8 protein-coding genes are annotated in these 15,691 nt (G+C 53.6%); 4 read left to right on the plus strand and 4 right to left on the minus strand.

The window, feature by feature from the left end; translation table 11 throughout:
* Nucleotides 1-116: 116 nt before the first annotated feature.
* Nucleotides 117-2,402, minus strand: a complete 2,286-nt coding sequence (nrdA, locus tag F153LOC_RS01265) for a class 1a ribonucleoside-diphosphate reductase subunit alpha (RefSeq protein WP_100779474.1) — start codon at nt 2,400-2,402, stop codon at nt 117-119.
* 357 nt (nt 2,403-2,759) lie between these two features.
* On the minus strand, nt 2,760-3,488 hold the full coding sequence (gene ubiG, locus F153LOC_RS01270; RefSeq protein ID WP_100779475.1) for a bifunctional 2-polyprenyl-6-hydroxyphenol methylase/3-demethylubiquinol 3-O-methyltransferase UbiG: 729 nt from the start codon (nt 3,486-3,488) through the stop codon (nt 2,760-2,762).
* Between the two features lie 146 nt (nt 3,489-3,634).
* Between ubiG and gyrA the strand changes: the two genes are divergently transcribed.
* Both gyrA and rcsC read left to right on the plus strand, forming a co-directional pair.
* Nucleotides 3,635-6,271 (plus strand): DNA topoisomerase (ATP-hydrolyzing) subunit A, encoded by a 2,637-nt coding sequence (gene gyrA / locus F153LOC_RS01275; RefSeq protein ID WP_102104891.1) that lies wholly within the window; start codon nt 3,635-3,637, stop codon nt 6,269-6,271.
* Nucleotides 6,272-6,402: 131 nt separating this feature from the next.
* Complete coding sequence (gene rcsC / locus F153LOC_RS01280) at nt 6,403-9,249, plus strand: two-component system sensor histidine kinase RcsC (protein ID WP_102104890.1); 2,847 nt, start codon at nt 6,403-6,405, stop codon at nt 9,247-9,249.
* A gap of 49 nt (nt 9,250-9,298) precedes the next feature.
* Here rcsC and rcsB read toward each other — a convergent pair whose 3' ends face one another.
* Both rcsB and rcsD read right to left on the minus strand, forming a co-directional pair.
* Nucleotides 9,299-9,949: a response regulator transcription factor RcsB gene (gene rcsB, locus F153LOC_RS01285; protein WP_015959795.1), complete on the minus strand. Its 651-nt coding sequence runs from the start codon at nt 9,947-9,949 to the stop codon at nt 9,299-9,301.
* Between the two features lie 16 nt (nt 9,950-9,965).
* Complete coding sequence (rcsD, locus tag F153LOC_RS01290) at nt 9,966-12,638, minus strand: phosphotransferase RcsD (RefSeq protein WP_102104889.1); 2,673 nt, start codon at nt 12,636-12,638, stop codon at nt 9,966-9,968.
* Nucleotides 12,639-13,391: 753 nt separating this feature from the next.
* On the opposite strand from rcsD, the gene F153LOC_RS01300 reads away from it, so the two are divergent.
* Together F153LOC_RS01300 and apbE are read left to right on the plus strand one after the other, a co-directional pair.
* Nucleotides 13,392-14,510 (plus strand): porin OmpC, encoded by a 1,119-nt coding sequence (locus F153LOC_RS01300; protein WP_100779480.1) that lies wholly within the window; start codon nt 13,392-13,394, stop codon nt 14,508-14,510.
* Nucleotides 14,511-14,626: 116 nt separating this feature from the next.
* Complete coding sequence (gene apbE / locus F153LOC_RS01305; RefSeq protein WP_102104887.1) at nt 14,627-15,682, plus strand: FAD:protein FMN transferase ApbE; 1,056 nt, start codon at nt 14,627-14,629, stop codon at nt 15,680-15,682.
* Nucleotides 15,683-15,691: the final 9 nt, after the last annotated feature.

Consider the following 15,691-nt stretch of genomic DNA (forward strand, 5'->3'; position numbering starts at 1 on the left):
AAGTGAGTCCTGTAGGAGTGTAATGCCGGACAGCGCTTTGCGTATCCGGCCTACAACACCTCGAAATTATGTAGGCCGGATACGGCGTTTACGCCGCCATCCGGCAAAAGGCAAAACTAGATCTTACATGCGCCGCTTTCGCAGCCATCGTCCTGGATTGAAGGCGCCATATCATCCTGCGCATCTTCTGCACCGTCACGGGTGTTGTGATAGTACAGGGTTTTCACGCCAAATTTGTAGGCGGTCAGCAGATCTTTGAGCAACTGTTGCATCGGCACTTTTCCTGACGGGAAGCGCGTCGGATCGTAGTTGGTGTTGGCAGAGATCGACTGGTCGATAAACTTCTGCATGATACCCACCAGCTGCAGGTAACCGTCGTTATTCGGCATTTCCCACAGCAGCTCGTAGTTATTCCCCAGCGTTTCGTAATCCGGCACGACCTGACGCAGCACGCCATCTTTCGAGGCTTTGATGCTCACGTGGCCGCGCGGCGGCTCAATGCCGTTGGTGGCGTTGGAGATCTGCGAGGAGGTCTCGGACGGCATCAGCGCAGAAAGGGTGGAGTTACGCAGACCGTGCGTTTTGATCGATTCACGCAGACCTTCCCAGTCGAGATGCAGCGGCTCGCTGACGATACCGTCCAGATCTTTCTTGTAGGTATCGATCGGCAGAATGCCTTTCGCGTAGGTAGTTTCGTTGAACCACGGGCACGCGCCTTGCTCTTTCGCCAGCTCATTCGAGGCTTTCATCAGGTAATACTGAATGGCTTCGAAAGTTTCATGCGTCAGGTTATTGGCGCTGCCGTCGGAGTAACGCTTACCGTTTTTCGCCAGCCAGTAGGCAAAGTTGATCACGCCAATACCCAGCGTACGACGGCCCATGGCACCGCGTTTTGCCGCAGGGATTGGGTAGTCCTGATAATCCAGCAGGGCATCCAGCGCGCGAACCGCCAGCACAGCCAGCTCTTCCAGCTCGGACAGGCTCTTGATTGCGCCCAGGTTGAATGCAGACAGAGTACAGAGCGCGATTTCACCGTTTTCGTCGTTAACGTCGTACAGCGGTTTGGTCGGCAGGGCGATCTCCAGGCACAGGTTAGACTGGCGCACGGGCGCGATGGCCGGATCAAACGGGCTGTGGGTGTTGCAGTGGTCCACGTTCTGAATGTAGATACGGCCAGTTGAGGCACGTTCCTGCATCATCAGAGAGAACAGGTCCACCGCTTTGACGCGCTGTTTGCGGATGCTGTCGTCGTTTTCGTACTGGGTATACAGACGCTCGAACTCATCCTGATCGGCGAAGAACGCGTCATACAGGCCTGGGACGTCGGACGGGCTGAACAGGGTGATGTCCTGGCCTTTCAGCAGGCGGGTATACATCAGTTTGTTGATCTGAACGCCGTAGTCCATGTGACGAACGCGGTTGCCTTCAACGCCACGGTTGTTTTTCAGAACCAGCAGGCTTTCCACTTCCAGATGCCACATTGGGTAGAACAGCGTGGCTGCACCGCCGCGAACGCCGCCCTGAGAGCAGGATTTCACTGCGGTCTGGAAGTGTTTGTAGAACGGAATACAGCCGGTATGGAACGCTTCACCGCCGCGAATTGGGCTACCCAGGGCACGAATACGGCCCGCGTTGATACCGATACCGGCACGCTGGGAGACGTATTTCACAATGGCGCTGGAGGTGGCGTTAATGGAATCCAGGCTGTCGCCGCACTCGATCAGAACGCAAGAGCTGAACTGGCGAGTTGGGGTGCGCACGCCAGACATGATCGGCGTAGGCAGAGAAATTTTAAAGGTAGAAACCGCATCATAGAAACGCTTCACATAGCTCAGGCGGGTTTCACGCGGATAGCCGGAGAACAGGCATGCGGCGACCAGAATGTACAGGAACTGCGCGCTTTCGTAGATTTCACCCGTTACGCGGTTCTGAACCAGGTATTTGCCTTCGAGCTGTTTGACCGCGGCGTAGGAGAAGTTCATGTCACGCCAGTGATCGATAAACCCGTTCATCTGCTCGAACTCTTCTTCCGTATAGTCTTCCAGCAGATGTGTGTCGTATTTGCCCAGCTCAACCATTTTGACCACGTGATCATACAGCGCTGGCGGCTCAAACTGGCCGTAGGCTTTTTTACGCAGATGGAAAATGGCAAGACGTGCTGCGAGATACTGATAATCAGGCGCTTCGCGGGAGATGAGGTCAGCCGCCGCCTTGATGATGGTCTCGTGGATGTCAGAGGTTTTGATGCCGTCGTAGAACTGAATGTGAGAACGCAGCTCAACCTGGGAGATAGATACGTTATTCAGTCCTTCTGCTGCCCAGTCGAGAACTCGATGGATTTTGTCGAGATTGATACGCTCAGTGGTACCGTCGCGCTTTGTCACCAGCAGACTCTGATTCATGTGGGTTTTTACCTGTCCGTGAATTACCGTGAAATAGAAATATCCCCCGCTTATCCACAGAATGGTCTTGTGACTAACTCTGTGGATAAATACTACATGTAGGGGTTTTGCGATTAAAAGAACGCTATATGGTGAGTATTCTAGTATCGAATCATTTCAGTACAAGGGTTGATTTTGAGGTTAAATTGAGGTTGTGAAAGGGTAAAAAAGCCTAAGTCCTCGTGCTGTAAGGCCTGGACGACATGTCAATAATTAAGAAAAAAAATTCAAAATTTGATCGAGTGCTGATTTCTTCAACGAGAGGTCAAAATTGCGCAACATGACGCCGCGCAATCTTTATAAGAATAGTTGATGACGTTAGTCGTTTTTTGCGGTTGTGTGCAACATATAGTTAACATCTACACCCGGCGCGAGTTTGAATTTGTCCGTTAGCGGATTGTAGTGCAAACCAGTGATGTGCTGCTCTTTAAGCCAGGTGCCGTCGACCCAGCCTAATAATTCAGCCGGTTTGATAAATTTCTTCACGTCATGGGTGCCTTTTGGCACCATGCGCAGGACATATTCTGCCCCTACGACCGCCATCAGCCACGCCTTGCCGTTACGGTTGATGGTCGAGAAGAAAACCTGTCCACCGGGTTTGACAAGCGCAGCGCAGGCCTTGACCACCGACTGCGGGTCAGGAACGTGCTCTAACATTTCCATGCAGGTGACCACGTCATACTGATGAGCGTGCTTCGCCGCGTGCTCTTCGACCGTCTCTTGAACGTAATCCACCTGAATACCGGTTTCTAACGCATGCAGGCGCGCGACCTGTAATGGCTCAAAGCCCATATCCAGCCCGGTGACTGTGGCCCCTTCGCGCGCCATGCTCTCTGCCAGAATGCCGCCGCCGCAGCCGACATCGAGCACGTTTTTACCGAACAGACCGCCGGAACGCTCCGCAATATAGCCCAGACGCAGCGGGTTAATACGGTGCAGAGGTTTGAACTCACCTTCGAGATCCCACCAGCGGGATGCCACCGCTTCAAATTTGGCGATCTCTTCGTGGTCGACGTTGTGAGCTACCGGGGATTTTTCGGCATTCATGGGCGCTTTTACTCCTTATTTCGCAAGAGGATCGAGTATATCAGGCTCTCCCCGCGAATAAAGCATACAGGTTTACCTGTCTCATAGCGGTTGTGTTATAATTTGCGACCTTTGAATCCGGGACACAGTAGAGGGATAGCGGTTAGATGAGCGACCTTGCGAGAGAAATTACACCGGTTAACATCGAGGAAGAGCTTAAGAGCTCCTATCTGGACTATGCGATGTCGGTCATTGTTGGCCGTGCGCTGCCAGACGTCCGAGATGGCCTGAAGCCGGTACACCGTCGCGTACTTTACGCCATGAACGTATTGGGCAATGACTGGAATAAAGCCTACAAAAAATCTGCCCGTGTCGTTGGTGACGTAATCGGTAAATACCACCCTCATGGTGATACCGCCGTTTATGACACTATCGTGCGTATGGCGCAGCCATTCTCCTTGCGTTACATGCTGGTAGATGGCCAGGGTAACTTTGGTTCTGTCGATGGCGACTCCGCGGCGGCGATGCGTTATACGGAAATCCGTATGTCGAAAATCGCCCATGAGCTGATGGCCGACCTGGAAAAAGAGACGGTAGATTTCGTCGATAACTACGACGGCACCGAGCGCATCCCAGACGTGATGCCGACCAAGATCCCGAACCTGCTGGTGAACGGTTCTTCCGGTATCGCCGTCGGTATGGCCACCAACATTCCGCCGCACAACATCACGGAAGTGATCAACGGTTGCCTGGCCTTTATTGACGATGAAGAGATCAGCATTGAAGGGCTGATGGAACACATCCCTGGCCCGGACTTCCCGACTGCCGCCATTATCAATGGTCGTCGCGGTATCGAAGAAGCGTACCGTACCGGTCGTGGCAAAATTTATATTCGTGCCCGCGCGGAAGTGGAAGCTGACGCGAAGACGGGTCGCGAAACCATTATCGTCCACGAAATTCCGTATCAGGTGAACAAAGCGCGCCTGATCGAAAAAATCGCGGAACTGGTAAAAGATAAACGCGTTGAAGGTATCAGCGCGCTGCGTGACGAGTCTGATAAAGACGGTATGCGCATCGTGATTGAAATCAAACGCGACGCGGTGGGTGAAGTTGTTCTTAACAACCTTTACTCCCAGACGCAGCTCCAGGTTTCCTTCGGTATCAACATGGTGGCACTGCACCATGGTCAGCCGAAGATCATGAACCTTAAAGAGATTCTGAGCGCGTTCGTGCGTCACCGCCGTGAAGTGGTGACTCGCCGTACTATTTTCGAACTGCGTAAAGCACGCGATCGTGCCCACATCCTCGAAGCGCTGGCTGTTGCGCTGGCGAACATCGACCCGATCATCGAACTGATCCGTCGTGCGCCAACGCCTGCCGAAGCGAAAGCGGGCCTGGTTGCCCGTCCGTGGGAGCTGGGTAACGTCGCGGCCATGCTGGAACGCGCTGGCGATGATGCTGCGCGCCCTGAATGGCTGGAGCCGGAGTTCGGCGTGCGTGACGGTCAGTACTATCTGACCGAACAGCAGGCACAGGCGATTCTGGATCTGCGTCTGCAGAAACTGACTGGCCTTGAGCATGAAAAACTGCTCGACGAGTACAAAGAGCTGCTGGAGCAGATTGCTGAACTGCTGCATATCCTCGGTAGCGCAGATCGTCTGATGGAAGTGATTCGTGAAGAGCTGGAACTGGTCCGCGATCAGTTTGGTGATGAGCGTCGCACTGAGATCACCGCCAACAGCGCGGATATCAACATCGAAGATCTGATCAACCAGGAAGATGTGGTTGTGACCCTGTCTCACCAGGGCTACGTGAAGTATCAGCCGCTGACCGACTACGAAGCACAACGTCGTGGTGGTAAAGGCAAATCAGCTGCACGTATTAAAGAAGAAGACTTTATCGACCGCCTGCTGGTGGCCAACACCCACGATACGATCCTCTGCTTCTCCAGCCGTGGCCGTCTGTACTGGATGAAGGTTTATCAGCTGCCGGAAGCGAGCCGTGGGGCGCGTGGTCGTCCAATCGTCAACCTGCTGCCGCTGGAGCCGAACGAACGCATCACTGCGATTCTGCCGGTCCGCGAGTACGCAGAAGGCGTAAACGTCTTTATGGCGACCGCCAGCGGGACCGTGAAGAAAACCGCGCTGAAAGAGTTCAGCCGTCCGCGTTCTGCCGGCATCATTGCCGTCAACCTGAACGAAGGCGACGAACTGATCGGCGTGGATCTGACCTCCGGTACTGACGATGTCATGCTGTTCTCTGCCGCCGGTAAAGTGGTGCGCTTCAAAGAGAGCGCCGTGCGCGCGATGGGTCGTACTGCGACCGGTGTTCGTGGTATCCGTCTGGCAGGCGAAGACAGCGTTGTTTCCCTGATTATTCCACGTGGCGAAGGGGCAATCCTGACCGTGACGCAGAATGGTTACGGTAAACGTACGGCGGAAGGGGAATACCCAACCAAGTCTCGCGGTACGCAGGGCGTTATCTCCATTAAAGTCACCGAACGTAACGGCTCCGTTGTCGGCGCGGTACAGGTTGATGACTGCGATCAGATCATGATGATCACCGACGCAGGCACCCTGGTTCGTACCCGCGTGTCTGAGATTAGCGTTGTGGGTCGTAACACCCAGGGCGTGATCCTCATCCGTACTGCGGAAGACGAAAACGTGGTCGGCCTGCAGCGTGTTGCAGAGCCGGTGGATGACGAAGAGCTCGATTCCATCGACGGAAGTGTGGCAGAAGGCGATGACGAAATCGCGCCGGAAGCGGACACCGACGACGATGCGGCAGACGATGCCGAAGAGTAATGTCTCCTGACAGAAAAAAGGGCCGGATTCCGGCCCTTTCTTTTTTGCAGACAAGCGAACATTGCGGCAAGCGGCGTTTACCGCTACCTTAACCACATTCTTTTTGACCCTGATGGCGGAGCTTCGCCCCCTTGAAATACCTCGTCTCCTTTCGTACCACGCTTAAAGTCTCTCGCTATTTATTCCGGGCGCTGGCGTTATTGCTCTGGTTACTGGTCGCGCTGTTTTCGGTGTTTTACATCGTCAACACGCTGCACCAAAAGGAGTCCGAGATCCGTCAGGAGTTCAACCTAAGCTCCGATCAGGCCCAGCGCTATATCCAGCGCACGTCCGACGTGATGAAAGAGCTGAAGTACATTGCGGAGAACCGTCTGACGGCGGAAAACGGGATTATGGCGTCCCGCGGGCGCGACGATAAATCGGAAGTCCCGGATTTCGAGCCGTTGTTCCCGGATTCTGACTGCTCGGCGATGAGCAACTCCTGGCGAGGCTCTCTCGAATCGCTGGCCTGGTTTATGCGCTACTGGCGCGATAACTTCTCTGCGGCCTACGATCTTAACCGCGTGTTCCTCATCGGCAGCGAAAATCTCTGTATGGCCGATTTTGGCCTGCGGGATATGCCCGTCGAGCGCGAGGATGCGCTGAAAAAACTGCACGAACGTATTCTCAAATACCATAACGCCCCTCAGGATGAGCGCGGCAACAATATTTTCTGGATTAGCCAGGGCCCGCGTCCAGGCGTGGGCTATTTCTATGGCCTGACGCCGGTCTATCTGGCTAACCGTCTGCAGGCGCTGCTGGGCACCGAGCAGACGATTCGCATGGAGAACTTCTTCACGCCGGGCAGCCTGCCGATGGGGGTGACCATTCTCGATGAAAATGGTCATAAGCTGATTTCACTCACCGGTCCTGAGGATCGTTTAAAAGTCGATCCGCGCTGGATGCAGGAGCGCTCCTGGTTTGGATATACCTCGGGATTCCGCGACCTGGTGCTGAAGAAAAGCCTGCCGCCGTCTTCACTGAGTATTGTCTACTCCGTGCCGGTCGATATGGTGCTGGAACGCATCCGGATGCTGATCCTCAACGCAATCCTGCTGAACGTGCTGGTAGGCATTGCGCTGTTTACGCTGGCGCGGATGTATGAGCGCAAGATTTTCATTCCGGCAGAGAGCGACGCCCAGCGCCTGGAAGAGCACGAGCAGTTCAACCGCAAAATTGTCGCTTCGGCGCCCGTCGGCATCTGTATTCTGCGCACTCAGGACGGAACGAATATCCTCAGTAATGAGCTGGCGCATAACTATCTGAACATGCTGACGCACGAAGACCGGCAGCGGCTGACGCAAATCATCTGCGGCCAACAGGTCAATTTTGTCGATGTGCTTACCAGCAACCACACGAACCTGCAGATCAGCTTTGTTCATTCGCGCTATCGCAACGAAAACGTGGCGATTTGCGTGCTGGTGGATGTCTCCTCGCGCGTGAAAATGGAAGAGTCCTTGCAGGAAATGGCGCAGGCGGCGGAACAGGCCAGCCAGTCGAAATCCATGTTCCTCGCCACCGTCAGCCATGAGCTGCGCACGCCGCTGTACGGCATTATCGGTAACCTCGATCTGCTGCAAACCAAAGAGCTGCCGAAGGGCGTCGACCGTCTGGTGACGGCGATGAACAACTCGTCGAGCCTGCTGCTGAAAATTATCAGCGACATTCTCGACTTCTCCAAAATTGAGTCTGAGCAGCTGAAAATCGAGCCGAGCGAGTTTTCGCCGCGTGAGGTGATGAACCACATCAGCGCCAACTATATGCCGCTGGTGGTGCGCAAGCAGCTGGGACTTTACTGCTTTATCGAGCCGGATGTGCCGGTGACATTGCAGGGCGACCCGATGCGCCTGCAGCAGGTAATTTCCAACCTGCTGAGCAATGCGATCAAGTTTACCGACATCGGCTGTATCGTCCTGCATGTTTCCCGCGCCGGGGATTATTTAAGTATCCGCGTTCGCGACACGGGGACCGGGATCCCGGCCAAAGAGGTGGTTAAACTGTTTGACCCGTTCTTCCAGGTGGGAACCGGCGTACAGCGTAACTTCCAGGGCACAGGTCTGGGGCTTGCGATTTGCGAGCAGCTGATCAGCATGATGGACGGCGATATCTCGGTGGATACCGAGCCGGGTATGGGCAGCCAGTTTACGATTCGTATCCCGCTCTATTCGGCGAAGTATCCGGTGAAAGCCCCGGCGGATGGCTTGAGCGGTAAAACAATCTGGCTGGCGGTGCATAACGCCTCGCTGTATACCTTCCTCGAGTCGATGCTGACTAACCGTGGCCTTCACGTGATGCGCTACGAGGGGCAAGCCGCCGATGCCGACGACACGCTGATTACGGACGTGGAGCTGGACCCGTCCTGGAAAGGCAGAGCCGCGATTATCTTCTGTCGTCGTCATATTGGTATTCCGCAGGAGCGTGTGCCGGGAGAGTGGACGCACAGCGTCGCCACGCCGCATGAGCTGATGCATCTGCTGGCGCATATCTATCGCGTTGAAGTGGATGAGCGCGACGGCGTGAGAGCGCTGCCGTCGCCGGACTCTTCCGTCGCAATGAATGACGATATGATGATTCTGGTGGTCGACGATCATCCGATTAACCGGCGTCTGTTGGCCGATCAGCTCGGATCGCTGGGATATCAATGTCTGACGGCCAATGACGGCGTCGATGCGCTTAACGTGCTCAGCAAAAATCATATTGATATTGTGCTCAGCGACGTCAACATGCCGAACATGGATGGCTATCGCCTGACGCAGCGTATCCGCGAGCAGGGGCTGACTCTGCCGGTCATTGGCGTGACGGCGAATGCGCTGGCTGAAGAGAAGCAGCGCTGCCTGGAGTCGGGAATGGACAGTTGTCTGTCGAAACCGGTGACGCTGGATGTGATCAAGCAGACCCTGACGGTCTACGCGGATCGCGTGCGCAAAAACAGGGCGTAAAAAAACCCGGCAAGCGTGAGCGCTGCCGGGTTTTTTAAGCGAAGAGCAATCAGTCTTTATCGACCGCGCTCAGCGTCACAGAAGAGAGATAGTTCAGCAGGGCGATGTCATTTTCAACACCCAGCTTCATCATCGCCGATTTCTTCTGGCTACTGATGGTTTTAATGCTGCGGTTCAGCTTCTTGGCAATCTCGGTGACCAGGAAACCTTCCGCGAACAGGCGCAACACTTCGCTCTCTTTCGGGGACAAACGCTTGTCACCGTAACCACCGGCGCTGATTTTCTCCAGCAGACGGGAGACGCTTTCCGGGGTAAATTTCTTGCCTTTCTGCAGGGCGGCAAGCGCTTTCGGCAGATCGGTTGGCGCGCCTTGTTTCAGTACGATCCCTTCAATATCGAGTTCTAGCACGGCGCTTAAGATCGCCGGGTTGTTGTTCATGGTCAGAACAATGATCGAAATGCTCGGGAAGTGGCGCTTGATGTATTTGATAAGCGTGATCCCATCTCCGTATTTATCTCCCGGCATGGAGAGATCGGTGATGAGGACATGGGCATCAAGTTTCGGGAGGTTATTGATAAGTGCTGTAGAGTCTTCAAATTCACCGACAACATTCACCCACTCGATCTGTTCAAGTGATTTGCGAATACCGAACAGTACAATCGGGTGGTCATCGGCAATAATTACGTTCATATTGTTCATGTATAAGGCTACCTTGCTACAGCAAGCTTTTGACGTAGGCGTCAATGTCGCTGATGTATTTTTCTGTGCCAGAAGCATCCTTCTCGCGAATAAGATGTTCCAGCGTTTCACATAACTGCTTGCCCGGAACCAGATTAAGCATGGCAAACACCCCTTTAAGCCGGTGTGCTGTCTGCGCCAGCGCCGCGAAATCCTTCGCAGCGGACTCAGTATACAACCGCTTAACATCATCTGGTACTGTATCTACAAAGAGGGAATAGTATCCGCTGGCATGGAGTTCGGCATTTTCATCGCCACCCAACGGGGACTCCAGGATCTCTTCTTGTGCCAGCTGTTCCTCTATTAGTTGTAGTACAGCTTCCTGCATCGCATTGCTCATATTAAAGTTGACGCGCATCTGGCCGGGGCCGATTTTGCGCACGCCAGACTCATCATCGCTTAAAAGCAAGCCCGAGGCAGTAAGATTAGACGGATTATCAGTTAAAAACAGATCATATTCTTGACTTGTAAGCCTGTCGTCCGGGGTGATGCAGGACGCCCCCCAGTTTTCCAGCTGACGAACCACAATGTTGCGGATCTCGTTCGAGGTCACATCCACCATGATCACCACATCATCCAGCAGACGCTCTTCGTCTTCTTCCTCTGGGGTCGCGGCCATTTTGACGTGCAGGGAGTAGCGGGTACCAAGGGACTCGCGGGCTTTAATATTCAGGTGCCCGCCCAGTTTACGCGCCAGCTGATCGCACAGCCAGAAGGTGAGGGGATTGGCTTTGCCGTAGTTGTCGCTCTGAGTATCGTTAAGGAACGGGAAGTGCAGATTGTCGACTTCGCTCAGCGTCACGCCTTCGCCCGTATCCAGAATACGGATCGTCAGGCGGTCTTGAGCGGATTCGTCTGCGCTGACTTCCAGCGTAATTTTGCCGATTTGAGTGGTGGTGACGGAGTACTGAATCAGCATCAGCACGATGCGGCGCAGGGCATCGCGGTCGCCGTGGCGTTTATCGTTAGCGGGCAGATGGTTGTTAATCAGCAGCTGCAGCCCTTTACGCTTAATCACCGGCAGGACTTCAGGTACCACTTCGTTGATCAGATCCTGAATCGAGAACAGGGTAGGGTTCCCTCTCCAGGAGTCGTTTTCCAGCATATTAGCCAGCTGAATTTCATCCACCATCCGCACGAGCGTATCCGCCTGAGTGGCAAGCTGATGGCTTTCTGGCGTGCTGATGTTTGCGGCCTGGCTTGCCAGCGCTTTCAGCGGACGCTTAAACGCATCGCTGATGTTTTGCATAAAGACCGCGCGGCCCTGCTGGTTCTTCTCATACAGCCGCTGGGCCTGCTTGAGTTTCTTGTTCACCAGCACTTCACGGTCCTGATCGCGGATGATAAAGATTTGGGTGCGGGAAGCAACCTGGCTGCGGAACTGACGAATTTCATACAGTTCATTATTAATGGTGGCCTGAATGACGCCCTGGTGCTGATCGGCCATCGCCGTGATGTTCTGCAAATTCAGGTGCGGCAGCAGATGATCGGCAATCTTGTTGCTCATAATGGTGCGATTAGCTTCCTGGTCATGCACCAGCAGCCCGAGCGGGAGGATGGAGACAATCTCCTCATTCAGCGCCCGCAGGACGCGCAGTTCGTTGCCTGAGCCGGATGACGACACGCTTTCGCTTTGACGGCCAGGCTGGAAGCGGAAGGTGCTGTAGCCAAACAGCGCCAGCGCCAGCAGGCCGATATTCAGCAGCAGCGGCAGGAGAATATTTTGCAGGGTATCCAGCAGTAAGGTACCAAACGGCACCTGCCACACCAGGCGCATCCCGGTGGAGTTCAGCGCAGAGGCGATCTCAATCTTCGAGCCATTGAATGTAATGGTGGCGCTCTCCGGGCCCTCTTTCTTATCGGCTGATGCGCGCAGGTTTTGTGCGGAGCTGTCTGGCTCCAGACGGAAACTGTCCAGTGGCATGTCAGGCGGGATCAGATCGTTAATCGGCAAATCAAAGGCCACGACGGTCGCCAGATGGCCCGGCTGGTTAAACGTGGTGCGCAGGGTAAAGTAATGCCCGTTCTGCCACGCCAGGCGGCGCAGAGAGGAGAAACTTTCGCGCTCATCCAGGGCGTTGGCCTGCTGGAGCATTTCGGCGCGACGGGAATCGACGATCGAGCCGATGGTGGACTCTTTAAACCCGGATGAGAGATCTTTTAGCGGCAGCGTGGAGATCAGGATCATGCTGTTATCCTGACCGTTGAGATAATACATCGACCACGGCACCGTTTCTGCGCCCCACAGCGTGTCGAGATAGGTCGACATCCGCTGGGTCATCTCAAGCGTGGCGCTATCGTGCGAACCAAAAATCAGGGCTTCGGTTTTACGGCGCGTTTTTTCGAGGTAATACACGTCCTGTTTAAGACGCGTCTCCTGCAGATTCTCACCCGACGAGGTTCCCGGTGCGGCGGCAATGTTGTCATAAATCTGCCAGGTGGCGTAACGCCAGGTATCAATGCGCTTATGCACCGCGTGGGTGATATCAACAATCTGGTAGCTCCTGTCCTTCAGCCAGGTATTGACCGCGCTCTGCACCATCACTCCCATCGTCACCAGTAGCACAATGATTAAGAGAAGGAAGAAGCGGGTGATGCTCCCCGGAAGGAGGGAGAACTTACCTGTTGCTGTGGTTTCAGACTGACTCATTGATATGTTTAACCCGATATGGCCGCACGTAAGGGGGAGTGGGCAGTATAAAGGGTAATACCTGAATTTCCAGCATCGTAGCCAGAGCAGACGGGACTTTTTCGACTTTAAATAGCGCAGGGCGAGGCAGATTTAAAAGTGTACAAACGCGATCGGATTGTACAAATAATTGGCAATGAATGTGAAAAATAGCACTAATTAACAAGAAATTAAAATTTGTTAAAGCGACGGGAAAGGAAATTTAGGGACATAATCGAATTAATTAATAGTTGTTATAATTTCAGTGCGGTAGCACAGATAAATTCAGTTTACGTAAAGAAGCGTAAAAAAAAACCGAATGCAGTGCACTCGGCTGAATTAGGGATAAACAGACATTCAAAACTGAATGACGGTAATAAATAAAGTTAATGATGATAGCGGGAGTTATTTTAGTGATCCCGACGGTTTTTGTTTTGACAATCAGTGCGGTAATGATTACTTTGGCTATCTCTCTGATATATATCATCTATTTTCAATTTTTGATTTAATGTGCTTTATTTTTTAGCTCTTAGTGCTATCAAAAAGTTCCCCTTTATTTACAAATTGAAACATGTTTGTAGATGAATGAAACATCTTCAAAGTTTTCGTATCATATTCTTATTGGATTATTCTGTAATTTTGCGGAGAATGAAGTTGCCGACTGGTTAAGAGGGTTAATCAGTAAGCAGTGGTAATAATAAGGCATATAAAGGCATATAACAGAGGGTTAATAAAATGAAAGTTAAAGTCCTGTCCCTCCTGGTACCAGCTCTGCTGGTAGCAGGCGCAGCAAATGCGGCTGAAATTTATAACAAAGACGGCAACAAATTAGATCTGTTCGGTAAAGTCGACGGTCTGCACTATTTCTCCGATGACAAAGGCGCTGATGGCGATCAGACCTACATGCGTATCGGCTTCAAAGGCGAAACTCAGGTTAACGATCAGCTGACCGGTTACGGCCAGTGGGAATACCAGATTCAGGGTAACACCGACGAGAGCGACAACCAGTCCTGGACTCGTGTGGCCTTCGCGGGTCTGAAATTCGCTGACGCAGGTTCTTTCGACTACGGTCGTAACTACGGCGTTATCTACGATGTCACCTCCTGGACTGACGTACTGCCAGAATTCGGCGGCGACACCTACGGTGCTGACAACTTCCTGCAGTCCCGTGCTAACGGCGTTGCAACCTACCGTAACCAGGACTTCTTCGGTCTGGTTGATGGCCTGAACTTTGCTCTGCAGTATCAGGGTAAAAACGGCAGCGTTGACGGCGAAAACGACACCGGTCGTAGCACCCTGAAACAGAATGGCGACGGCTACGGCGCGTCCCTGACCTACAACCTGGGCGAAGGCTTCAGCGTGGGTGGTGCGATGTCTTCCTCTAAACGTACTGCTGACCAGAATGCAGCAGGCGTGTACGGCGAAGGCGATCACGCAGAAGTGTACAGCGGTGGTCTGAAATATGATGCCAACAACATTTACCTGGCAGCACAGTACTCCCAGACTTACAACGCAACCCGTTTCGGCGACTCCCAGAGCAGCAGCGACATCTACGGTTTTGCTAACAAAGCACAGAACTTCGAAGTGGTTGCTCAATACCAGTTCGACTTCGGTCTGCGTCCATCCGTGGCTTACCTGCAGTCTAAAGGTAAGGACGTAAGCAACAACACCACCAACTTCGGCGATCAGGATCTGCTGAAATATGTTGATGTTGGCGCGACTTACTACTTCAACAAAAACATGTCCACCTACGTGGATTACAAAATCAACCTGCTGGATGAAAACAACTTCACCCGTCAGGCTGGTATCGGTACTGATGATATCGTCGCTCTGGGTCTGGTTTACCAGTTCTAAGACACGCTCAGTAACACAAAGGGGCCTTATGGCCCCTTTTTCTATTCTCTTTTTAGGGCCTTACCTGCGACCGGGTTTGATATACTCTTGCCGCCCAGGCATGAGGATGATAACGAATGGACATGACTTTTTGGCGCGCTGGCATTCTGGCGAGCTTTTTCTTACTGGTGGCATGCGACTCTTCCACCCCTTCGGTGAAACCCGCTGCGCCTGCAGCTACGGTGCTGGAAGGGAAAACCATGGGAACCTTCTGGCGCGTCAGCATCATGAATGTTGACGCCAGACGCGCGGACGAACTGCGCGGTAAAATTCAGTCTCAGCTCGACGCTGACGATCAGCTGCTCTCGACCTATAAAAATGATTCTGCGCTGATGCGCTTCAATCTGTCCAATAGCACCTCCCTGTGGCCCGTAAGCGAGGCGATGGCCGACATCGTCACCGAGGCGCTGCATATTGGCTATAAAACCAACGGGGCGATGGATATTACCGTCGGGCCGCTGGTGAATTTATGGGGCTTTGGCCCGACGAAACAGCCGGAGAAAATCCCCGATCAGGCGCAAATCGACGATGCCCGCGCCCGCACCGGTTTGCAGCATCTGACGGTGATCAACCAATACGGGCAGCAGTATCTGCAAAAAGACATTCCCGATCTGTTTGTGGATCTTTCAACGGTCGGGGAGGGCTACGCGGCGGATCATCTGGCCGCGCTGATGACCCAGGAAGGGATCTCACGCTATCTGGTCTCCGTCGGTGGCGCGCTGGTCAGCCGTGGCCTGAATGCCAGCGATCAGCCCTGGCGCGTGGCGATCCAAAAACCGACCGACACCCAGAACGCAGTCCAGGCGGTGGTGGATATTAACGGCCACGGCATCAGTACCTCCGGAAGCTATCGGAATTATTACGAACTGGACGGGAAACGCCTCTCTCACGTCATCGATCCGCAGACCGGTCGCCCGATCGAACATAATCTGGTCTCCGTTACCGTCATCGCTCCTACTGCGCTGGAGGCCGATACCTGGGATACGGGGCTGATGGTGTTGGGACCAGAGAAGGCGAAAGAGGTGGTGCGCCAGGAAGGGCTGGCAGTGTATATGATCACCCGCGAGGGCGAGACGTTTAAAACCTGGATGTCGCCGCAGTTCCAAAGCTTCTTAATTAGCGAACAAAATTAAAAAGCAAGG

Origin of the sequence: Lelliottia sp. F153, from assembly GCF_002870005.1 — a bacterium.
In the GTDB taxonomy this organism is placed as follows: Bacteria; Pseudomonadota; Gammaproteobacteria; order Enterobacterales; family Enterobacteriaceae; genus Enterobacter; species Enterobacter nimipressuralis.